This is a genomic window from Kitasatospora sp. NPDC090091 (genome assembly GCF_044747365.1).
Classification (GTDB): domain Bacteria; phylum Actinomycetota; class Actinomycetes; order Streptomycetales; family Streptomycetaceae; genus Kitasatospora.
In genome coordinates, this window is record NZ_JBIVDY010000004.1 from 360522 (window position 1) to 380310 (window position 19789).

Consider the following 19789-nt stretch of genomic DNA (forward strand, 5'->3'; position numbering starts at 1 on the left):
GGAATCATGGGACAATACCCCTCGAAAGGCGGAATGCGATGTTCCAGCTCCTGTGGATTCTGCTCATCGGCTTCGTGCTGGGTGTGCTGGCCAGGCTGCTCCTGCGCGGCCCGCAGGCGATCCCCTGGTGGCTGACCATGCTGCTCGGCGCCGGGGGCGCCCTGCTCGGTAACGCCGTCGCCGGGTGGATCGGGGTACGGAACACCAGCGGCATCGACTGGATCCGTCACGCCCTCCAGTTGGGCTTCGCCGTCGCCCTGGTCGCCCTGGTCGCCCCCGCCTGGACGAAGTCCCGCGGCCGCCGGTAGGACCTTTCTCCTCAGGGGCCCGGTGGCGGCCTCAGGCGACGTGGACGCGGGGGCGGCGCGAGCGGTCGGGTTCGGCCTCGCGCAGCACCTCGCGGGTGACCGGGGCGACCTCGCCCTGCCCGAGCAGGAAGAACCGGAAGAACTGGGCGAACGGGTTCCCCTCGGTCCACTCGAAGTAGATGTGCGGCTGCTGCCCGGTCAGGTCGCGCACCTGGAGCAGCAGCGCGGCCAGCGCGTTCGGCACACTGGAGTGCTCCAGCGTGAGGACGCGGTAGCGGTCGTGCAGCACCTCGCCGTGGACACTGAGCACCGCCTCGAACTCGGACGGGTCGCGGACCGTCACCTCGACGAAGACCAGGTCGTCCTCGGCCGGGATGTCGTTGTCGGTGCGGATCTGCCGGCTCTTCTCCTGGTACTCGGCGAGGTCGCGGCCGTTCGGCTCGTTGGCGATCAGCCGGATCGGGCGGTGGGTGTAGTCGCGGACGAAGCGCTCGGCGACCGCGTCCAGCTCCACGTCGGTCACCCGCAGCTCGAAGGCGCGCTTGAGCCGGGAGGCGAGCGACAGCAGGATGATGCCGGCGATGAAGCAGGCGCCGATCTTCACGCCGTCCGGCCGCTCGGCGATGTTGACCGCGGTGGTGTAGAGGAAGACCGCCGCGATCACGGCGAAGCCGACGGTCCAGTTGCGCTCGCGGGCCTTGTGCGCGGCGATGGTCACCGCGATGGCGGCCGAGCTGATCAGCACCAGCACGCCGGTGGCGTACGCGCCGCCCTGGGCGTCGACGCTGGCGTCGAAGATCCACGTCACCAGGAAGGCGATCGCGGTGAGCACCAGCACGGTGGGGCGCACCGCCCGGGCCCAGTGCGGGGCCATGCCGTAGCGCGGCAGGTAGCGGGGCATCAGGTTGAGCAGGCCGGCCATCGCGGAGGCGCCGGCGAACCAGAGGATCAGGATGGTGGAGAGGTCGTAGACGCTGCCGAAGGCGCTGCCCAGGTTCTCGTGGGCCAGGTAGGCGAGGGCCCGGCCGTTGGCCTCGCCACCGGGCTCGAAGGCCTCCGGGGGGATCAGCAGGGTGGTGATGAAGCTGGTGGTGATCAGGAAGACGCTCATGATCAGCGCCGCGGTGGTGAGCAGCTTGCGCGCGCCGCGGATGCGTCCGGTGGGCTTCTCCTCGGTGTCGTCCGGATCGCCCTCGATGTGCGGCATGACGGCGACGCCGGTCTCGAAGCCGGAGAGGCCGAGCGCCAGCTTGGGAAAGGTGATCAGAGCGACCCCGATCATCGCGATCGCGTTGCCGTGCTCGGCGGTCAGCGCGTCGGCCCAGTCCCCGATCAGGTGCGGGGACTGCAAGACGCGCCAGAGGCCGTCCACCACCACGACGACGTTCAGCGTGAGGTAGACGGCCACCAGGACGACCGCCAGGCCGATCGCCTCGCTGAAGCCCTTCAGGAAGACGCCGCCGAGCAGGGCGATCAGGACGAGCGTGATCAGCACTTCCTTGTCGGTCAGCGCGCTGCTCAGGTGCGGGTTCTCGACCAGGTGCGCGGTGGCGTCGGCGGCCGAGAGGGTGATGGTGATCATGAAGTCGGTGGCGGCGAAGCCGAGCAGCGTCAGGACGAACAGCTTGCCCTGCCAGAACGAGAGCAGCCGCTCCAGCATCGCGATCGAGCCCTCGCCGTGCGGGCTCTCCTGGGCCACCCGCCGGTAGACCGGCAACGCGCCGAACAGGGTCACCAGCACCAGGACGATGGTCGCGATCGGGGAGAGCAGACCGGCCGCCAGGGCCGCGATGCCGGGCTGGTAGCCGAGGGTGGAGAAGTAGTCCAGCCCGGTCAGGCACATCACCCGCCACCAGCGGGCGCCCTTGTGCTCGACCGGCGTCTGGGCGTGCGGGCCCGGGTGCTGCTTCGCCATGTCGGACAGGCCTTCGAGCAGCCAGGCGCGGAACCTCCCGCCCCGCGCCGACGGCGCCGCTCCCGGATCGGCCGAAGCTGACGAGCTCACCTGCACTCCTGTCCACGACTCCGGCCGCCCACCCGCACGCGGCTCCCGACCCACCGGCCCTGTACACCGGCCCGGCACACCGCCCACCGGTCGCCGGCACCCACGCTCCGGCCACCGGCCGCGCGCACGCGCCCGCCACCGGCCTCCGGACGGATGGCCCGGTCAGGCTATGTGACCGGGGCTCCGCTGCCCCGCAACCCGGAAGGCGCGCCCGGGCACGTCCCCCGCTCGGCGCTCTCACCCGGTCTGAGCAGGGGCGACGGCCGGGAGCCGCGGGCGGTGGGAACGGGCACGCACCACCTTGGCTAGACTCGCCCGACCGGAGTGGACAAACGTCCGGTCGGGAGCGGGCGCCAGGGGCGCGGCACCGGCCGTGGATCAACCGAGGGACAGAACAATGGTCGAGGCCTCCCCGAAGGTCGTCGTCGTCGTGCCCACGTACAACGAGCGGGAGAACCTCCCGGTCCTCGCGGGCCTGCTCGCGGACCTCGGGATGCCCGGTCTGCACCTGCTGGTGGTCGACGACAACTCCCCCGACGGCACCGGCGAGGTCGCCGACAAGCTCGCCGCGGACTCCCCCGGCACCGTCAGCGTGCTGCACCGCACCGAGAAGGACGGCCTCGGGCGCGCGTACGTCGCCGGCATGACCCGGGCCCTGGAGGACGGCGCCGACGTCGTCGTCCAGATGGACGCCGACCTCTCGCACCCGGCCTCGGTGCTCCCGCTCATGGTGGAGACCCTGCTGGCCGACGACACCGCCGTGGTGCTCGGCTCCCGCTACGTGCCGGGCGGCTCCACCGCCGAGGAGTGGCCGTGGCACCGCAAGGCGCTCTCCGCCTGGGCCAACTTCTACGTCAACACCATCCTCAGCCTGGGCGTCCGGGACGCCACCGCCGGGTTCAAGGCCTGGCGGGCACAGACGCTGCGGGCGATCGACCTGCCGTCGGTCACCAGCAACGGCTACTCGTTCCAGGTCGAGCTCAACTACCGCGTGGTCACGCGCGGGCTGACCATCCGCGAGGTGCCGATCCGCTTCGAGGAGCGGATCAAGGGCGCCTCCAAGATGAGCCTCGGCGTGCAGGTCGAGTCGGCGATGGCCCCCTGGAAGCTCCGGCTCGGGCACCGCAAGCAGCCGTAGGGCCTGCGCCGGCCGGCCGGAACGGCTCTTTCGGGTATCCGTCGGCCGGATCGGCGGTGTGCGGGCCCGTCACGGGGAAGAACGGCCTCATGGCCCTTTCCCGGGAGTCCGTCGCCACCGCAGTGCGCCGAGGTGCCCGCGAGCCCTTCGTCGTCTACTCGATCCGGGCGACCGTCGCCGCGACCCTGTCCTACGCGGTGGCCACCCAGCTGAGCAGTGAACCCGCGCCGCTCACCGCGCCGCTGACGGCCCTGCTGGTGGTCCAGGTGACCGTCTACTCGACGCTGACCACCAGCATCCGCCGGGTCAACTCGGTGGTGGTCGGGGTGCTGATCGCGATCGGCTTCAGCTCGGTGGTGGGTCTCTCCTGGTGGAGCCTCGGGCTGATCATCCTGGCCTCGCTGACCATCGGCCGGTTCGTCCGGGTGGACGAGTTCGTCCAGGAGGTGGCGATCAGCGCCATGCTCATCCTGGGGGTCTCGCAGGTGACCTCGCAGGCCTGGGACCGGGTGCTGGAGACCCTGATCGGGGCCGTCGTCGGGCTGGTGTTCAACCTGGTCTTCGCCCCGCCGGTCTGGCTCGACACCGCCGGCGAGTCGATCGAGGACCTCGCCCGGCGCGCCCGCCACCTGCTGCTGGGCATCGGCGAGGAGCTGGGGCGGCCCACCCCGGTGGAGCGCGCGGCCGAACGGCTGCACGAGGCCCGCCGGCTCGACCAGGCGATCGCCGACGTGGACGCCGCCCTGCGGCAGGCCGAGGACAGCCTGCGGCTCAACCCCCGGATCAGCGAGGGTCTGCTCTCCCGGCTGGTGCTGCGCACCGGCCTGGACACCCTGGAGATCTGCGTGGTGGTGATCCGGGTGCTGGCCCGCTCGATCACCGATCTGGCCAAGCGGCGGGCGCCCGGCGAGCGGCTCTTCCCGGTCGACGTGGCGGTGGCGCTGGAGGAGCTGCTGGCACACATCGGCGGGGCCCTGGTGAGCTTCGCCGTCCTGGTCACCACCCCGGTCAGCCGCAACGCCGAGGAGGCCGAGGATCGGCTCACCTCCGAGCTGGCGGCCGCCTGGGCCAGCCGGGAGAACGTGGCCCAGCTGCTGCTGCAGCGGGTCCAGGAGCACCCGGAGGCCTGGCAGCTGCACGGTTCGCTGCTCGCCGAGGTGGACCGGATCCTGGACGAGCTGGACCTCGAACACCGCGGACGGCGGCTGATGGAGGAGCTGGACCGGGCGGCGGTGGCGAGCCGGGAGCGGTTCTCCCGGTTCGCCTGGCTGCGCCGGCTGGCGCGCGGCGAGAGCCTGCGCGCCGACCGGCTGCGGCCGGCCCGGCGGCGGCGCGAGCGGGGCGAGCAACGTCCGCCGGCGGGCGACCGGGCCGGCCAGGGCTGAGGCCGGTCCTGGGCCCGGGGCCGGGCCGGGGTCGAGGCGGTCAGGGCATCAGCCAGGGCTCCTGCGGGAGCGGGCGGCCGGTCTCCAGGTAGGTCTTGAGGTTCGACAGGACCGCCGACCAGCCCGCCTCGGCGTCGGCCTGCTCGCGCTCGTCGGCGAGGTTGTCGTGGGTGACGATGAGCCGGGTGAGGTCGCGGTAGCCCTGGAGCTGGAAGGTCACCCGGGAGGGGCCGGCCGGGCGCTGCTCGTCCGGGCCGGCCCAGGTGGTGACCAGCCGGTGCGGGCGCTCGACCTCCACGACGGTGCCGACCACGTCGGCGATGCCGGACTCGTCCGTGCGGCGGTGTTCCCAGGCGGCGCCGGGCAGCCAGGTGGAGACGTTGCGGTGGCCCCAGTAGACGCCGGACTCGTCGGCATTGGTGAGGGCGTGCCAGACGTGCTCGGGCGTGGCGTGCAGGTAGACGGTGTGGCGGACGGCCGGGACGGTCACGGCGTCACCCCCGCGCCGCGTCGAGGAGCGGCTGGATCTCGATCTTCCGCATCTGCAGCATCGCCGCCATGACGCGGTCGGCCTTGGCGCGGTCCGGATCGGAGATCAGCTCGGTCAGCACGCGCGGGACGATCTGCCAGGAGAGGCCGAAGCGGTCCTTCAGCCAGCCGCACTGGCTCTCCTCGCCGCCGTCCGCGATGAGCCCGGCCCAGAGCCGGTCCACCTCCGCCTGGTCGGCGCAGTCGACCTGGAGCGAGACGGCCTCGGTGAAGTGGAACACCGGGCCGCCGTTGAGGGCGGTGTAGCGCTGGCCGGCGAGCTCGAACTCGACGGTCATCACGGTGCCCGGCTCGCCGGGGCCGACGTCGCTGTAGCGGGTGGTGCCGGTGATCCGGGAGTCGGGGAAGAGCGAGGTGTAGAGGCGGGCGGCCTCTTCGGCCCGGTCGTCGTACCAGAGGAAGGTGGTGATCTTCTGCATGGCCCGACGGTAGCCGCGGGCCCCGGCCGGGCGGCCGAGCCACGGCCGGGGGTCACCGGTTCGGCGCCCCCGGCCGGTGGGGCGGCCGGCGGTCTGCGCCGGCCGCCGTGAGGCTCCGTCAGTGCACCCAGCCCGCGTAGCGCTGGGTGAAGCGCAGGCCGGTGCCGGCCGTCACCCCGACGTCGTAGCGGCCCTGCTTGTCCAGCGGCCAGACCACGTTCACCTGCTTGCCGGGCTTCACCCAGACGGTCTGCGCGGTGCCCGCGAAGTCGTTGGGCGCGGCGGTGAAGCAGACGTCGGTCATGCCGTCGTTGACCAGCTGGAGCGTGAGCCGGGAGGAGTTGCTCAGGTCGGCCGTCACGATCGGCACCCCGATGTCGTTCTGGCCGTCCTGGCCGTCCCGGACCACGGTGCCGGCGAAGCGGCGGACGAAGCCGTCCGGGCCGTGCACGGTGAAGTCGTACCGGCCGTTGGTCCCGGCGGCGTCCCAGACGTAGGTGGCGGTGGCGCCCGGGGCGACCGTGTAGGGCGTGCCGGCGAACGGCAGCAGGATGTTGGGGTAGACGGTGTACGGGAAGGCGACCGTGCCGTCGTTGGTCATGGTGCAGGTGACCTTGCCGGTCTTCCGGTCCACGTCCACGTCGGCCCAGGGCTGGTAGGGCAGCGGGCGGTGCGGGCGGTCGCCGCGCTCCTGGACCGGCATCGACTGGGCGCCGACGGCGGGCAGCTGGACGCCGGGAAGCTTGGTGCCCGCGTCCGCCTTGGCCATCAGCGCGACGGTGTCCGGGAGTTGCGGGATCGAGTGGTCCGGCGCGGCGAAGTCGAAGCAGCTGGTGAGGTCGCCGCAGACGGCCCGGCGCCAGGCCGAGATGTTGGGCTCGGCCACGCCGGTGACCTGCTCCATGAAGCGGAGCACGGAGGTGTGGTCGAAGACCTGGGAGTTGACCCAGCCGCCGCGCGACCACGGCGAGGCGACCCAGAGCGGGACGCGGTTGCCCAGGCCGATGGCGCGGCCCTGGGTGAACTCCTCCGGGGTGCCCGGCTCGGGGGTGGGCGGGACCATGTGATCGAAGTAGCCGTCGTTCTCGTCGTACATGACCAGGAACACGGTGTGCTGCCAGACCGCCGGGTTGGACATCAGCGACTGCAGCGCCATGTCGACCCAGTGCGCGCCGTACGCCGGCCCGGCCTCCGGGTGCTCGCAGAACAGGTAGGGCGCGACCAGCCAGGAGACGGTCGGCAGGGTGCCGTCCTTGCAGTGCCGGTCGAACGCGGCCGGGTCGAACTTGGTCATCGCGTTGACGTAACGCGGGTCGTCCTTCGGGAAGTTGTGGAACTGCTTGAAGTACGAGAGCGCGTTGTCGTCGTAGTCGCCGGTCCGGTCGTCCTTGCTGGGGTTGTGGTAGACCCGCCAGGTGACGCCGGCCTGCTCCAGCCGCTCGGCGTAGGTGGTCCAGTCGGCGACCGGGTTGTCGGTGACGGGCGTGTTGTCGATCCAGGGGCCGGTGGTGCCGTCCCGGCCGGGGCCGGCGGTGCCGGTCCACAGGTAGAGCCGGTTCGGGTCGGTCGGGCCGGCCAGCGAGGTGAAGTAGGCGTCGCAGAGGGTGAAGGCGTCGGCGAGCGCGTACTGGTACGGGATGTCGGCGCGGGTGAAGTACCCCATGGTGCGCTCGCCCTTGGCGGCGATCCACTTGTTCATCGCGCCGTTGTTGATCGCCTGATGACCGGTGGCCCAGTCGTGCGGCAGGCCGCCGGCGTTCTGGGCGTTGTACTTCGAGGTGTCCATCCGGTACGGCAGCATGACGCCGCCGTCACTGCGGCGCAGGTCGGGCTGGCGGAAGACGTCGGTGCCGTTCGGGAACTGCAGCGCCTGCTTGTCGCCGAAGCCGCGGACGCCGTTCAGCGTGCCGAAGTAGTGGTCGAAGCTGCGGTTCTCCTGCATGAGGACGACGACGTGCTTGACGTCCTTGATGGTGCCGGTGAGACGGTCGGTGCCGGCCGCGGGTGCGGCGGCGGCCTGGCCGGCCGGAAGGCCGACCACGGCGGCGGCGCCGGCGGCCGCGGTGGCGCCGACGAAGGAGCGGCGGGAGAGATCGGGCATGACGAGCGGGCCTCTCGGGGGTGGCGGCGGAGGGTTGGCGGGCGCCCCGGGGTCGGCGGGCGCCTCAGGAGGAGGGAGCGGCGGGACCGTCAGAACCGGAAGGTCGCGACGGCGGCGGCCGTGTCCGAGGGCCACTGGTTGGCGGCCACCGCGGCCTGGTCGGTGCCGGTGGCGGGCCAGTCGGCGACCAGGGTGTGCGCCTCGACCAGCTTCAGCGGGCCGGCGTACAGCACGTAGTCGATCCGGTCCTGCGGCTCGGACTTGCCGGCGGCGCGCTGCTTGCGGGTCGGCGACCAGGTGCAGCCCGGCGCCTTGACCGGGTCGCGGTTCTCCTCGCGGAAGCTGTCGGTCAGCCCGGCGCCCTGGAGGACGGTGGTGACCGGCCAGGCGACCGGGCCGACGCCGCCGTGCGCGGGGGCGGTGGCAGCGGTCCAGTCCAGGTGGGACGGCGAGGAGAGCGCACCGGCGAGCACCACCGGCGTGCGGCCGGCCGCGTCGGCCCGGACCGCGACTGCCAGCGCCTTGGCCTGCTGGAGGCGGACGGAGGCGTTCTCGGCGGCCGTCACCTGGGCGGCGCTCTGGCCGTCCTGGACGGCGTACGGGCCGTAGCCGGACTCGTCGAGGTGGGCGGCCCAGAACCGGACGGTGCGGCCGCCGGGGAGCTGGAGGGTGGCCGCCGCGGCGGGCAGCGCGTCTGTCACCGGGGTGACGGCGGTGAGCGGGTAGCGGCTCAAAATGCCGACGCTGCCGGCGCTCTGGTAGGCGTACCAGCCGAGGGCCGTGGCCAGCGTCTGGGCGGCGGAGCCGGCGGTCTCCTGGAGCGCAAGCACGTCCAGGCCCTGGGCGAGGACCACCCGCAGCTGCTTCTCCAGCGCGTCGGTGAACGCGGCGCCCGCGTTGGCGAGGTTCCAGCTCGCGGCCTTCAGCCGCAGCGGGCCGGCCGGGTCGGCGACCGGGATCTGCACGGTGACGGTGTCGGTGGCGCCGGCGCTGTCCTTGACGCCGACGACGACCACCTCGGGGTTCTTGGAGGCGGCGGGCGCGGTGCCGGTGAGGGTGCCGTCGGCGGAGACGGAGGCCCAGGCCGGTCCGGAGACCTTGCGGAACGCGGCGGTGCCCGCCGGGTTCCCGGCCGGGCGGGACCAGAGGCCGCCGAGCTTGACCGAGACCGCGGCACCCGGGGCGACCGGGGCGGTGGTCAGGGCGTCGACGACGCTGTGCGGGACGACCACGGCGGGCCGGGGGCGGAAGGTGAAGGGCGCGGTCTGGGCCAGGATGCCGTAGCCGTCCTTGGCCAGCAGATACGCGGTGTACGGGCCGCCGGTCAGCGCCGAGGTGTCGAGCTGGACGTCGCCGGAGGCCGCCGGGGTGTACTTCCAGAGCAGCGAGCTGCCGGTGCCGGGCTTGCGGGTGCCGTCGTAGATGCCGACCCAGTTCTTGGCGTCGGGGGCGTCGGTGGTCCAGTGGAAGGTGAGCTTGTCGCCTTCCACCGGGTTGGCGGGTGAGGTGAGCGTCAGGGCGCTGCCGGCCACGGTGGTCCTGTCCGCCGCGCTCGGGGGTCGGCCGCGCCCGGGTGGGGCGGTGCGGAGCCGGCGCCGTCGGCGGCTGGTCACTGAGGGAGGGGGGAGGCACCCACAGTTGGCTGTACAACTGCGGGCGGGCCCCATTCATCCGAAGGTCAGCGACCGAAACATGAACGACGTATGACGGGACATCGGGCGGTCCGGGAACTCCGGGACCGACCGTCCGGCGGTTCGGCGTTCGGCGGTGCAGCGGCGCGGTGTTCCGCGGTGCAGCCGTGCGGCGTTCGGCGGGCACACCTCAGGGCTCTCGCCGCGCACGTGCGGAGGCCCCCTGCAACCGCCGTCGGCGGGAGGGGGCCCCGAGGGGGTGCGGGCGGGTCAGCCGAGGCCGCGGCCCTGCCGGAGCCGGGCGGCGATGGCCTCCGGGTCGACCAGCGGCGCCGGACAGTCGGCCGGCGGGCGGTCCTGACGCCAGGGGCGGTGTACGGACCGGCCCGGCAGCGCGGCCAGTTCGGGCACCCAGCGGCGGACGTAGGCGCCGTCCGGGTCGAGCCGGTCGGCCTGCGCGAGCGGATTGAGGACGTGGTTCGGCCGGGTGTCGGTGCCCGCCCCGGCCACCCACTGCCAGTTCAGCTGGTTGTTGGCCAGATCGCCGTCCACCAGCAGGCGCAGGAAGTGCCGGGCCCCCGGACGCCAGTCCTGGTAGAGCGTCTTGGTCAGGAACGAGGCGGTGACCAGCCGGGCCCGGTTGTGCAACCACCGGTAGACCCGGTGCGCGGCGTCCGGGCGGGCGGCGAGCACCTGGTGGTGGAAGTCGCGCCAGGCCAGCTGCCGGACGAACGCCTCCGCCCCGCTGCCGCCGCGCCGTTCGGCGGAGGCGACCAGCTCGGCGGCGGAGAGGCAGCCGAAGTGCAGGTAGGGCGAGAGGCGTGACGTCCCGTCGGCGGCGAGCTCGTCGTGCAGCTCGGCGTACCGGTCCAGGTCGTAGCGCTGCCAGCGCCGACCGGCCGGCCGCCGAGCGGGCGCAGCTGGGCGTCCAGGTCGGCGAGGCAGTCCGCGAGGAAGGCGGCGCGGTTGGGCGCGGTGAAGCCGGCAGCGGCGACGTCCGGGTCGAGGACGAAGAGCGGCACCACCTCGTCGGCGGCGTCGGCGGCGGCGGCGCGGCGCACGGGGTTGTCGTGCAACCGCAGGTCCTGGGTGAGCAGGGCGATGGAGACGGTCATCGGTGGGTGGAGGGGACGTGGCGGGGCATGCGAGCCTCCCACTCGGGCCCCGGCCGGGCGAGCCGACGCGCCGAAGGTGGGCGCCGGTGCGGGCGGGGCCCGTACGGCCGCCTACCTACGGGCCCGCCCGCCGGACCGCGCCGGCCGTGCGTCGGTTCAGGCCGGCCGCGCGTCGGTTCAGGCCAGGGCGAGGAAGAGCTTCTCCAGCTCGGCCTCGCTCATCGGCGCGCCGTTCTCGTCGGCGGCCGCCATGCACTGGCGCATCCCGCTGGCCACGATCTTGAAGCCGGCCCGGTCCAGCGCCCGCGACACGGCCGCGAGCTGGGTCACCACGTCCTTGCAGTCGCGGCCGGCCTCGATCATCGCGATCACGCCCGCCAGCTGCCCCTGGGCACGGCGGAGCCGGTTCAGGACCGCGCCGACCGCTTCCTCGTCCACCTGCATCTCTGGCCGCCTTCCGCTGTTCGGACCGGCTGCCAGTGTACCCCGTGGGGTATCAGGACCGGCCCGGCCCGCACGCACCCGCACGGAGCCGGGGCGGACGGGGCGAGCGGCGGACGGGGCGAGCGGCGGACGGGGCGAGCGGTGGAAGGGACAGCTGCGGACGGGACGGGGCCGGTCAGCGCCTGGCCAGGCGGCGCTCGCCACCGGCCCCGGGGGCGTAGTCGAGCGCGTAGTGCGCGAAGACCGCCGGCTCGTCCCCTGCCGGCAGGATGTCGTCCGTGCCGATCGAGGGTGCCTGTTTGACCATGCTCTTCGGGTACGCCACCCGCACGTACCCCGGCCCGAGGACGGCGTGGTCCAGGGGCACGAACACCAGCCTGCGCCGGGACGGCAGGCCGACCGTGACGGTGGCGAAGAACGGCAGGTCGCTCGCGGTCTCCACGTAGACGGATTCGAGCGTGCCGATCCGCCGGTCCTTCTCGTCGACCACGGCGTGGCCGCGCCATTCCCTGATGTCCGCCGAGCCGATCATCGCGGCCTCCCATCGCCGGCCGGTTCCGGAGGTGTCCGGGACTCTCCATCCTGCAACGGTCCGGGCCGGTCCGCCCGGCGGGCGGTCCGTCTCGGAGATCCGGTCCGTCTCGGAGATCCGGCCACCGGCGGCGCCGCACGGCGGCCATTACCGCATTGACCGGAGTGCCGGAGTTCTCCCATGAACACCGTCAATGCATCGTCGCGAGTTCTTGCCACGGATCAAGTGCAGCAACTATCGTGAATTGCCTCATTGAGCAATAAACTAGCGAACCCTGGGGTCAGGTTGGACGACTCTGAGCAGGCACTGGAGCGGCTCTCCCGAGCCATCGGCCCGATGCCGACCGACCTGACTGCCAAGGTCAAGCAGGCCATCCGGCAGTCACTCGCGGCCGCCCCCGCGCCCACCGACCTTCCGCGGGAATCCGATGCCTCCCCGGAACACGAATTCACTGAATCCCCAGGGGGGTCCACCGAACTCCCAGGAAACTCCCAGACAGTGAACTCCGGGGAACTCGGCGAATTCACGGACTACGGCCTGGCCTCGAACGCCGCACTGCACGCCACGACCGCCCCGCAGGCACTGGAGCACTGAGCCCCACCGGCCGGCAGGGCGGACCGGGGCATACGAGACCGGGGCATACGACGGGAGCGGGCCGGCGCCCACGCGCCGGCCCGCTCCCCCGCTCCGCGGCACCCTTGCGGCGCGCTTCAGCCCCGCGTCGCGAGCGCCGGCCTGCCCGCCGGGGCGCACGCCTCGCGCGCCCGCCGGACGTCGGGCACGGCGCCGTCGGTCCGGCCGGGCTCCGCGGCCTGTTCCCGCATGATCCGCTCCAGCTGGGCGAGGCAACGGGCCCGCTTCGGTCCGACGGATTCCGGGGGAATCCCGAGGGCGGCGCCGATCTCGTCGTCGGGCATCTGCGGGTCGGCCACCAGCAGACCCAGCAGCGCCTGGGCACGCTCCGGCAGCCGACGGAAGGCGCGCAGCACCTCGTCGTCCCGCTCGGCGTTCAGCAGGGGCTCCTCCGGACCGCCGCCGACGACGGCCTCCGGCCGGTCGGAGTCCTCCGACTCCCCCGCCGGAAGGCATCCTCCCGTCAGCTCGACGTGCTTCAGGCTCTCCCGGCGGGCCGCGGTCGCGATCCACTGCACGATCCGCTCCGGTGACCGGAGCTCGGAGAGGTGTCGGACGATCCCCAGCCAGGCGGCCTGTACGACGTCTTCGCAGTCCGCCGCACTCAGCCGATGGCTCCGCGCGATCGCGAAGACCATCGGCGTGTAGCGGTCAACCAGCTCGTCCCAGGCGTCCTGCTCGCCGGCCAGGCATCTACCCACAAGTTCGCTCGGCGCAGTCGTGCGCAACGAAATCCCCCGTCATGTCGTCATCAGCCCAGTAAGAGATGACGGCGGTCCTTCGTGCGGCGCTTCCCAGGGCGCCGGACCCCGCCACCGATCCGAGGGTGATCTTTCGACCAGTAGCTTCCGTACAGCACCGTCACTTCGGCTACTGGCGTAAACCATACGTGTCGGCCGACGCCCCCTGTCAACACGACACCCGCGCCGGGCCACCGATCTTACGATCCGTCAGCAGAGCTTCGGTCCAAGCGGATCGCACCGCAGATCACACCGCGTGTCACACCCCTCCCGGCCGCTTCGTTACCGGAGTTCATTTCCGTAACATGGGGGCGACTCGACGGTAACCGGACCACGGCGGAGGCACCTCAATGACCACGGCCCGGGTGGGCACTCCGCCACCGGCACTGACCCGGCGGGAGCGGACCCGCCTCGCCACCATCACGGAGATGATGTCCGTGGCGCGCCGGCTCCTGGCCGAGGACGGCGAACACGCCGTCACCATCCGCGCCATCGCCCGCGAGATGGGCATGACCGCGCCCGCCGTCTACCGGTACTTCGAGTCGCACGAGGTGCTGGTCCGGGAGGTCCGCAAGGACATCTTCACCGAGGTCTCGCAAGCGATCCGGTCCGCTGCCGACAGCCGCGCCGACCGGTCCGACGCGATCGGCCGCCTGCTCGCCGCCGGCCGGGCGCTGCGTCACTGGGCGCTGGCCCACCGGCACGAGTTCGCGCTCATCCTGGGCACCTCCCCGCTCAGCTCGCGGGCCGCCCACGACGACGAGACGCAGAACGCCGGCTGGCTGCTCGGCTCGGCCTTCGCGGCACTGATGGCCGAGCTCTGGCTGCAGAAGCCGTTCCCCGTCCCGCCCGACGAGCAGCTCCCGGCCGGTCTGCGCGACCAGTTGGACAGCCTCCGGGCCAAGCACGGGGTCAACCTACCGGCCGCCGCGATCGCCGCCATGCTCGGCGCCTGGGCCCGCCTGCACGGCCTGATCTGCCTGGAGGTGCTCGGCCATCTGACCTTCGCCCTGCCGGACGCCGGGGACCTCTTCGAGTACGAGCTCGCCCGGCTGAGCGCCGAATTGGGCTGGGCGGACGGCTACCGCGCGCCCTGAGCCGGGCCGGACCGGTGCGAGGACCGGCCCGGACCGGGCGGGCAGACCGGGGCGGACGGGCAGACCCGGGCGGACGGGCGGGCAGGCGGCGGAGCGTTCGGGCCGTCCGCCCACCGACGGGCGGGCCGAGCCTCTAGGCTGTCGATCGAGAGACCGGACCGATCATCAGATCAACGCCAGAGCATGGGGCGGGTGGAGGACGCAGTGGGCCACGACAGCATGTGGGAGCCCGGCGACCCCAGCATCCCCGCCGACCTCCGCCCCGACGTCCCGCACCCGGCCCGGATGTACGACTACTACCTCGGTGGGAAGGACCACTTCCCCGCCGACCGCGAAGCCGCCGAGCGGGCCCTGGCCGCGAACCCGGAGTTCCGCTCCACGGCGCGCGCCAACCGGGCCTTCCTGCGCCGGGCCGTCCGGCACGTCGCCGGCCTCGGCCTCGACCAGTACCTCGACATCGGCACCGGCATCCCGACCGCCGGCAACACCCACGAGATCGCCCAGGCCGAGAACCCGCACGCCCGCGTCGTCTACGTCGACAACGACCCGATCGTGCTCTCCCACGCCCGCGCCCTGATGGCCGGAACGACCCTCGGCCGGACCACCGTGATCCAGGCCGATCTGCGCGACCCGGCCGGCCTCCTCGCCGCGGCCGAAGCCGAAGGCATCCTCGACCTCGGGCGCCCGGTGGCCCTGGTGCTCGCCGCCGTCCTGCACTTCCTGCGCGACGAGGAGCGGCCCGACAAGGTGGTGCGCGAGCTCATCGACGCCCTGGCGCCCGGCAGTCACCTCGTCCTCTCGCACGGCACCGCCGACTTCATCCCCGCGGCGGTCCGCGACCGCGTCATCGGCATCTACGACAAGGCCACCGCCCCACTGGTCGGCCGCAGCCGGGACCAGGTCCGCTCCTTCCTCGACGGTCTGGAGGTCCTCGACCCGGGCGTCGTCACCGTCCCCCTCTGGCGCCCCGACACCACCCCCGCCCCGGACGCCGACCGCGTCAGCATGTACGGCGCCGTGGCCCGCAAGGCCTGAGCCCCGCTGCACAGGAAGTCGACCGGCTCGACTTCCTGCGCCCGGCCGAACGGATCGGCTTCGGTGCGGCCCCGGTCCGGTCAGGTCAGCGCTGAATGGGGGGAGACCGGCCGTGGGGGTCGGTCCTAGAGTGGCCCGATGGCTGTGCATCTGGATCAAAGCTCTTTGCAGGGGCCCGGGGGCGAGGTCGTGCGGGCCGTGCCGACCAATGTCGTGGGCCTGGCAGCGTCGTTCACCGATCCGCTCTGGCGGACTCCCCTCCCCCTGAACCCCGTGGAAGTCGAACTGCTCCGCACCGAACCGCTGCGGCGCCTGCAATTCGTCGCGCACGGAGGTGCCTCGACGATCAGTACCCTGCAGTCGTACTCCAGGCTCGAACACACCCTCGGTGTCCTCGCGCTGGTCGCGCACTTCCGTCCGGAGGACGAACTCCTGCGGGTCGCCGCGCTGTTGCACGACATCGGCCACCTGCCACTGAGCCACACCTTCGAAGGCCTCGGCGGCCTCGACCACCACGCGATCGGCCTTCAGGTGCTACGGGCCGACCCGATCCGCACCGTGCTGGAGCAGCACGGGATCGGGGCGGAGGCCGTCGCCGCCGCGCTCGGGGGCCGGGCCGACTCGCCCCTCACCGGCCGCTCGGGCCTGCTGAACCTCGACCATCTCGACTCCTACGTACGCAGCGGCCGTGCGGCCGGGCGCCTCGATGCCGACCCGGCCGCCCTGTTGGCCCGTCTCGACCTCAGGGACGGGGCCGTGTCGGCCGACCGGGAGACCGCCGCTTCGCTCGTCGCCCTGGTCTGCGCGGAAGCGCGGCTCCACACCTCGTGGGACAACGTGGGTCCGGTCTCGGTGATCCGGCGCCTGGCCGGCCGGCTGCTCGACAGCAGCACGCTCACCCCGGACCGGCTCGCCCGGATGACCGATCACCAGCTCTGGTCCGCATTCGACTCCTGTGCCGCCACCCGGGCGGAGAGCGGCATGATCCGGTACGAGCTGCACCGGTTGCAGGTCGCGGTGGGACCGGCCTCCGCGGACTGTTCCGGGTGGGACTTCTCGCTGCGCAAGATCTACAGCTCCGCACCGCTGGTGGACGGAGAGCCGATCGAGGTGTCGGCGCCCGAGCTGGCGGCCGAACTGACCGGACTGCGGCGGCTGCCCACCGACTTCCACGTCTGGTGGAACTGAGGGCCCGTCAACCGTCGGATCTGGGGCGGCCCGGGTGGTGGACGGCGAGGAGGGGTGGGTCGATCGGCCAGGGAAGGGGGGCGGCGGCTGTCACTGCGGCGGCGAGGCGGAGCGCACCGAGGAGGGGCGGACCGTCCGGCCGGCGCAGGCGCGCGGAGGGGAGCCGGTCGGCCAGCGCCGCCTCGGTGGCCGACCGGAGGCGCGCGAGGTTGAACAGTCCGCCGGTCAGGGCGAGTCGGGGCTCCGTCAGACCGGCCGCGGTCGCGGCGGCCGCTGCCGTGGCCGCGATCTCCTCCCCCGCCCGCCGCAGGATCACCGCGGCGACCGGGCAGCCGTCGTCGGCCGCCCCGGCGACGTCCGGGGCGAACGCCGCTAGCAGCGCGGCCCGGTCGGGGCGCGGCTGGAGCGCCGCCGGCAGGCCGGTCACCGGGCCGTAGCGGCGCTCGGCCCGTTCGAGCAGTGCGGGCGATCCGCCGCTCCGGCCGTCGTACGCGCGCAGCGCCGCTTCGAGGCCCGCCCGGCCGATCCAGCCGCCACTGCCGCAGTCGCCCAGCAACTGGCCCCAGCCGTCGGCCCGTTGCCAGCCTGCGCCCGGGCGGTGGCCGATCGCGACCAGCCCGGTGCCGGCCGCGACGGTCACACCCGCCCGGGTGCCGAGGGCTCCGACGTAGGCGGCGACGGCGTCTCCGGCCAGGACCAGTCGCTCCGCACCCGTGGCGCGGGCCAGCGGGCCGGGAAGCCCGGCAGCCAGGTCGCGGCCGAGCAGCGCCATCCCGGTCGCCCCGACGGCGACCGCACCGATCTGCGCGTGGGGAGGCAACTCGGCGCTCAGTGAAGCAAGTTCGGGGATCAGCCGGGCGAGCAGTGCGTCGGCGTCGTGGCCGGAGGCCGCGATCCGCGCGGCGACCGGGAGGTCGCGGGTCCGTACGCCGACGAGGTCGTCCGACCGGTCGGCCGGGGCGAGGGCGAGCCGGGCACCGGTGCCGCCGACGTCGATGCCGACCACCCACACGTCGGCGACCGGGACCGGAGGTGGGGCCGGGGCCTCGGCCGGTCCCGCTGCCGCGCCGCGGTCGCCGGCGTGCGCACTCGCCCGCCCCGGCATCGGATCCGCCCGGTCCACCCGGTTCACCTGCTCCACCGCCGCCCTCGCTCTCCCCCGGCGTCCCTCTTCCCCGGCGTTCCCCGCCCCGCCCGGACCATGCCTCACGGCCGGGGAGCCGGACCGGGCACGCCCTCGCACACCCGGCCCGGCTCCCCTTCCCGGCTCCCCTTCCCGGCTCCCCGGCCGACCCTCGGATCAGCCCGCCCCGCCCTTCGGCCTGTCCTCGTCCACGATCTCGGCGTCCACGACCTCCTCCTCCCCTGCGCCGGCCTCTCCGCCGCCGGAACCGCCGCCGGAACCGCCCTCGGCCCCGCCGCCGGCCTGCGCGCCGGACGCCTGGCCACCGGAGGACTGGGCGTAGAGCGCGGCGCCGATCTTCTGCGCTACCACCGCCGCCCGGTCCATCGCGGCACGGACGGCTGCGGCGTCCTCACCCTTCAGCGTCTCCCGCAGCTCCGAAAGGGCGGCCTCCACCTCGGACTTGACGTCCTCGGGCACCTTGTCGGGGTTGTCGGCGAGGACCTTCTCGGTCGAGTAGACGAGCTGCTCGGCCTGGTTCCGCGTCTCCGCTGCCTCCTTGCGCAGCCGGTCCTCCTCCGCGTGCTGCTCCGCCTCGCGCATCATCCGCGCGATGTCGTCCTTCGGCAGCGCCGAGCCGCCGGTGACGGTCATCTTCTGCTCCCGCCCCGTCCCGAGGTCCTTGGCACCGACGTGCATGATGCCGTTGGCATCGATGTCGAAGGTGACCTCGATCTGCGGCAGGCCGCGCGGGGCCGGCGGCAGGCCGGTCAGCTCGAACATGCCGAGCCGCTTGTTGTAGGCGGCGATCTCGCGCTCGCCCTGGTAGACCTGGATCTGCACGGACGGCTGGTTGTCCTCGGCCGTGGTGAAGATCTCGGAGCGCTTGGTCGGGATCGTGGTGTTGCGCTCGATCAGCCTGGTCATGATGCCACCCTTGGTCTCGATGCCGAGGGACAGCGGGGTGACGTCGAGCAGCAGGACGTCCTTGACCTCGCCCTTCAGCACGCCGGCCTGGAGCGAGGCGCCGACGGCGACCACCTCGTCCGGGTTGACGCCCTTGTGCGGGTCCTTCCCGGTGAGCGACTTGACCAGCTCCGTGACGGCCGGCATCCGGGTCGAGCCGCCGACCAGGATCACGTGGTCGATGTCCGAGACCTGGATCCCCGCGTCCTCCACGGCCTGGTGGAACGGTCCGCGGCAGCGCTCCAGCAGGTCGGAGGTGAGCTGTTCGAACTGGGCCCGGGTGAGCTTCTCCTCCAGGTGCAGCGGCCCCTCGGCGGAGGCGCTCACATAGGGCAGGTTGATCGTCGTCTCGGTGGCCGAGGAGAGCTCGATCTTGGCCTTCTCGGCGGCCTCGCGCAGTCGCTGCGCGGCCATCCGGTCCTTCGACAGGTCGATCCCGTAGCCGTTCTTGAACTGCCGCACCAGGTGGTCGACGACCTTCTGGTCCCAGTCGTCGCCGCCGAGACGGGTGTCGCCGTTGGTGGACTTCACCTCGACGACCCCCTCGCCGATCTCCAGCAGCGAGACGTCGAAGGTGCCGCCGCCGAGGTCGAAGACCAGGATCGTCTGGTCGTTCCCCTTGTCCAGCCCGTAGGCCAGCGCGGCGGCGGTCGGCTCGTTGACGATGCGCAGCACCCGCAGGCCGGCGATCTCGCCCGCTTCCTTGGTCGCGGTGCGCTGGGAGTCGTTGAAGTACGCGGGGACGGTGACCACGGCGTCGGTCACGTCCTCGCCCAGGTAGGACTCGGCGTCCCGCTTCAGCTTCTGCAGCACCCGGGCGGAGATCTCCTGCGCGGTGTACCGCTTGCCGTCGACGTCCCCCGTCTCGGGGAAGCGCCACTGCGCGTCGCCGACGTGCCGCTTCACCGACCGGGCCGTACGGTCGACGTTGGTCACCGCCTGGCGCTTGGCCACCTCGCCGACCAGCACCTCGCCGCCCTTGGCGAACGCGACCACCGACGGCGTGGTGCGGGCGCCCTCCGCGTTCGGCACGACGGCGGGCTCGCCGCCCTCCAGCACGCAGACGACGGAGTTGGTGGTGCCCAGGTCGATCCCGACTGAGCGAGCCATCGCGGTCCTCCCTCCTGAGCGGCCCGGCAGGCGCCGGGCCCGCACGCCCGCGCCGGATCGCGCGGGCGTACCGCCGGCCGGCGGGCCTTGCCGCCACTCCTTGCGGTCGCTCATGAAAGTTGAGCGGATTCGTGTCAATTCAATTGTCACTCGGCGCTGCCGGGAATGCCGCCCGACGCGGGCACCGGCGCTCTGGGCGGCCGGATGCCACGCCCCGACCGCGCCCCGACCACGCCCCCGACCGCGCTCCGGTCGCACCCCGACCCGCCC

The 19789-nt window shown here is 73.1% G+C and carries 17 protein-coding genes and 1 pseudogene; 7 read left to right on the forward strand and 11 right to left on the reverse strand.

All coding sequences use genetic code 11. The features are described from left to right. Nucleotides 1–38: 38 nt before the first annotated feature. Complete coding sequence (locus ACIPSC_RS09400) at nt 39–308, forward strand: GlsB/YeaQ/YmgE family stress response membrane protein (protein WP_400824425.1); 270 nt, start codon at nt 39–41, stop codon at nt 306–308. 31 nt (nt 309–339) lie between these two features. On the opposite strand, the gene ACIPSC_RS09405 is transcribed toward ACIPSC_RS09400, so the two are convergent. Next, nucleotides 340–2223, reverse strand: a complete 1884-nt coding sequence (locus tag ACIPSC_RS09405; protein WP_400824557.1) for an amino acid transporter — start codon at nt 2221–2223, stop codon at nt 340–342. A gap of 487 nt (nt 2224–2710) precedes the next feature. Between ACIPSC_RS09405 and ACIPSC_RS09410 the strand changes: the two genes are divergently transcribed. Together ACIPSC_RS09410 and ACIPSC_RS09415 are read left to right on the forward strand one after the other, a co-directional pair. Further along, nucleotides 2711–3451, forward strand: coding sequence for a polyprenol monophosphomannose synthase (locus ACIPSC_RS09410; RefSeq protein ID WP_400824426.1), 741 nt, complete (start codon nt 2711–2713; stop codon nt 3449–3451). 89 nt (nt 3452–3540) lie between these two features. Then, a complete protein-coding gene (locus ACIPSC_RS09415) occupies nt 3541–4836 on the forward strand; it encodes an aromatic acid exporter family protein (RefSeq protein ID WP_400824427.1) in 1296 nt (431 codons plus the stop codon). Between the two features lie 40 nt (nt 4837–4876). On the opposite strand, the gene ACIPSC_RS09420 is transcribed toward ACIPSC_RS09415, so the two are convergent. From ACIPSC_RS09420 to ACIPSC_RS09450, 7 genes and pseudogenes are all read right to left on the reverse strand, one after another. Continuing rightward, nucleotides 4877–5326: an SRPBCC domain-containing protein gene (locus ACIPSC_RS09420; protein ID WP_400824428.1), complete on the reverse strand. Its 450-nt coding sequence runs from the start codon at nt 5324–5326 to the stop codon at nt 4877–4879. A 4-nt stretch (nt 5327–5330) separates the two neighbouring features. Then, complete coding sequence (locus tag ACIPSC_RS09425; protein ID WP_400824429.1) at nt 5331–5804, reverse strand: VOC family protein; 474 nt, start codon at nt 5802–5804, stop codon at nt 5331–5333. Between the two features lie 118 nt (nt 5805–5922). Beyond that, nucleotides 5923–7905: a phosphocholine-specific phospholipase C gene (locus ACIPSC_RS09430; protein ID WP_400824430.1), complete on the reverse strand. Its 1983-nt coding sequence runs from the start codon at nt 7903–7905 to the stop codon at nt 5923–5925. Nucleotides 7906–7994: 89 nt separating this feature from the next. Beyond that, nucleotides 7995–9437 (reverse strand): endonuclease/exonuclease/phosphatase family protein, encoded by a 1443-nt coding sequence (locus ACIPSC_RS09435; protein WP_400824431.1) that lies wholly within the window; start codon nt 9435–9437, stop codon nt 7995–7997. A gap of 369 nt (nt 9438–9806) precedes the next feature. Next, nucleotides 9807–10651: pseudogene (locus ACIPSC_RS09440) on the reverse strand (FAD-binding domain-containing protein). A 177-nt stretch (nt 10652–10828) separates the two neighbouring features. Continuing rightward, nucleotides 10829–11095 carry a metal-sensitive transcriptional regulator gene (locus ACIPSC_RS09445; protein WP_395292718.1) on the reverse strand — a complete coding sequence of 89 codons (267 nt, stop codon included), beginning with the start codon at nt 11093–11095 and terminating at the stop codon, nt 10829–10831. 175 nt (nt 11096–11270) lie between these two features. After that, nucleotides 11271–11627: a PRC-barrel domain-containing protein gene (locus ACIPSC_RS09450; protein ID WP_400824432.1), complete on the reverse strand. Its 357-nt coding sequence runs from the start codon at nt 11625–11627 to the stop codon at nt 11271–11273. Between the two features lie 285 nt (nt 11628–11912). On the opposite strand from ACIPSC_RS09450, the gene ACIPSC_RS09455 reads away from it, so the two are divergent. Beyond that, entirely contained in the window at nt 11913–12221 is a 309-nt protein-coding gene (locus ACIPSC_RS09455) for a hypothetical protein (protein WP_400824433.1), read from the forward strand. 116 nt (nt 12222–12337) lie between these two features. Here the strand turns inward: ACIPSC_RS09455 and ACIPSC_RS09460 are convergent, their stop codons facing one another. After that, on the reverse strand, nt 12338–12961 hold the full coding sequence (locus ACIPSC_RS09460) for an RNA polymerase sigma factor (protein ID WP_400824434.1): 624 nt from the start codon (nt 12959–12961) through the stop codon (nt 12338–12340). A 389-nt stretch (nt 12962–13350) separates the two neighbouring features. On the opposite strand from ACIPSC_RS09460, the gene ACIPSC_RS09465 reads away from it, so the two are divergent. The 3 genes from ACIPSC_RS09465 to ACIPSC_RS09475 all read left to right on the forward strand — a co-directional run bounded on the left by ACIPSC_RS09465 (nt 13351) and on the right by ACIPSC_RS09475 (nt 16320). Then, nucleotides 13351–14097 carry a TetR/AcrR family transcriptional regulator gene (locus ACIPSC_RS09465; protein WP_400824435.1) on the forward strand — a complete coding sequence of 249 codons (747 nt, stop codon included), beginning with the start codon at nt 13351–13353 and terminating at the stop codon, nt 14095–14097. A 219-nt stretch (nt 14098–14316) separates the two neighbouring features. Beyond that, on the forward strand, nt 14317–15132 hold the full coding sequence (locus tag ACIPSC_RS09470) for an SAM-dependent methyltransferase (RefSeq protein WP_400824558.1): 816 nt from the start codon (nt 14317–14319) through the stop codon (nt 15130–15132). A gap of 138 nt (nt 15133–15270) precedes the next feature. Further along, a complete protein-coding gene (locus tag ACIPSC_RS09475) occupies nt 15271–16320 on the forward strand; it encodes an HD domain-containing protein (RefSeq protein WP_400824436.1) in 1050 nt (349 codons plus the stop codon). A 7-nt stretch (nt 16321–16327) separates the two neighbouring features. Here the strand turns inward: ACIPSC_RS09475 and ACIPSC_RS09480 are convergent, their stop codons facing one another. After that, nucleotides 16328–17461, reverse strand: a complete 1134-nt coding sequence (locus ACIPSC_RS09480) for an N-acetylglucosamine kinase (RefSeq protein ID WP_400824437.1) — start codon at nt 17459–17461, stop codon at nt 16328–16330. Between the two features lie 159 nt (nt 17462–17620). Next, on the reverse strand, nt 17621–19519 hold the full coding sequence (gene dnaK, locus ACIPSC_RS09485; RefSeq protein ID WP_400824439.1) for a molecular chaperone DnaK: 1899 nt from the start codon (nt 19517–19519) through the stop codon (nt 17621–17623). Nucleotides 19520–19789 lie beyond the last annotated feature (270 nt).

What these genes read in the sequence shown, in the direction of transcription:
- ACIPSC_RS09400 (WP_400824425.1), top strand. Translation starts at nt 39, where the DNA reads ATGTTCCAGCTCCTGTGGATTCTGCTCATCGGCTTCGTGCTGGGTGTG.
- ACIPSC_RS09405 (WP_400824557.1), bottom strand. Translation starts at nt 2,223, where the DNA reads ATGGCGAAGCAGCACCCGGGCCCGCACGCCCAGACGCCGGTCGAGCAC.
- ACIPSC_RS09410 (WP_400824426.1), top strand. Translation starts at nt 2,711, where the DNA reads ATGGTCGAGGCCTCCCCGAAGGTCGTCGTCGTCGTGCCCACGTACAAC.
- ACIPSC_RS09415 (WP_400824427.1), top strand. Translation starts at nt 3,541, where the DNA reads ATGGCCCTTTCCCGGGAGTCCGTCGCCACCGCAGTGCGCCGAGGTGCC.
- ACIPSC_RS09425 (WP_400824429.1), bottom strand. Translation starts at nt 5,804, where the DNA reads ATGCAGAAGATCACCACCTTCCTCTGGTACGACGACCGGGCCGAAGAG.
- ACIPSC_RS09430 (WP_400824430.1), bottom strand. Translation starts at nt 7,905, where the DNA reads ATGCCCGATCTCTCCCGCCGCTCCTTCGTCGGCGCCACCGCGGCCGCC.
- ACIPSC_RS09445 (WP_395292718.1), bottom strand. Translation starts at nt 11,095, where the DNA reads ATGCAGGTGGACGAGGAAGCGGTCGGCGCGGTCCTGAACCGGCTCCGC.
- ACIPSC_RS09450 (WP_400824432.1), bottom strand. Translation starts at nt 11,627, where the DNA reads ATGATCGGCTCGGCGGACATCAGGGAATGGCGCGGCCACGCCGTGGTC.
- ACIPSC_RS09465 (WP_400824435.1), top strand. Translation starts at nt 13,351, where the DNA reads ATGACCACGGCCCGGGTGGGCACTCCGCCACCGGCACTGACCCGGCGG.
- ACIPSC_RS09470 (WP_400824558.1), top strand. Translation starts at nt 14,317, where the DNA reads ATGTGGGAGCCCGGCGACCCCAGCATCCCCGCCGACCTCCGCCCCGAC.
- ACIPSC_RS09475 (WP_400824436.1), top strand. Translation starts at nt 15,271, where the DNA reads ATGGCTGTGCATCTGGATCAAAGCTCTTTGCAGGGGCCCGGGGGCGAG.
- dnaK (WP_400824439.1), bottom strand. Translation starts at nt 19,519, where the DNA reads ATGGCTCGCTCAGTCGGGATCGACCTGGGCACCACCAACTCCGTCGTC.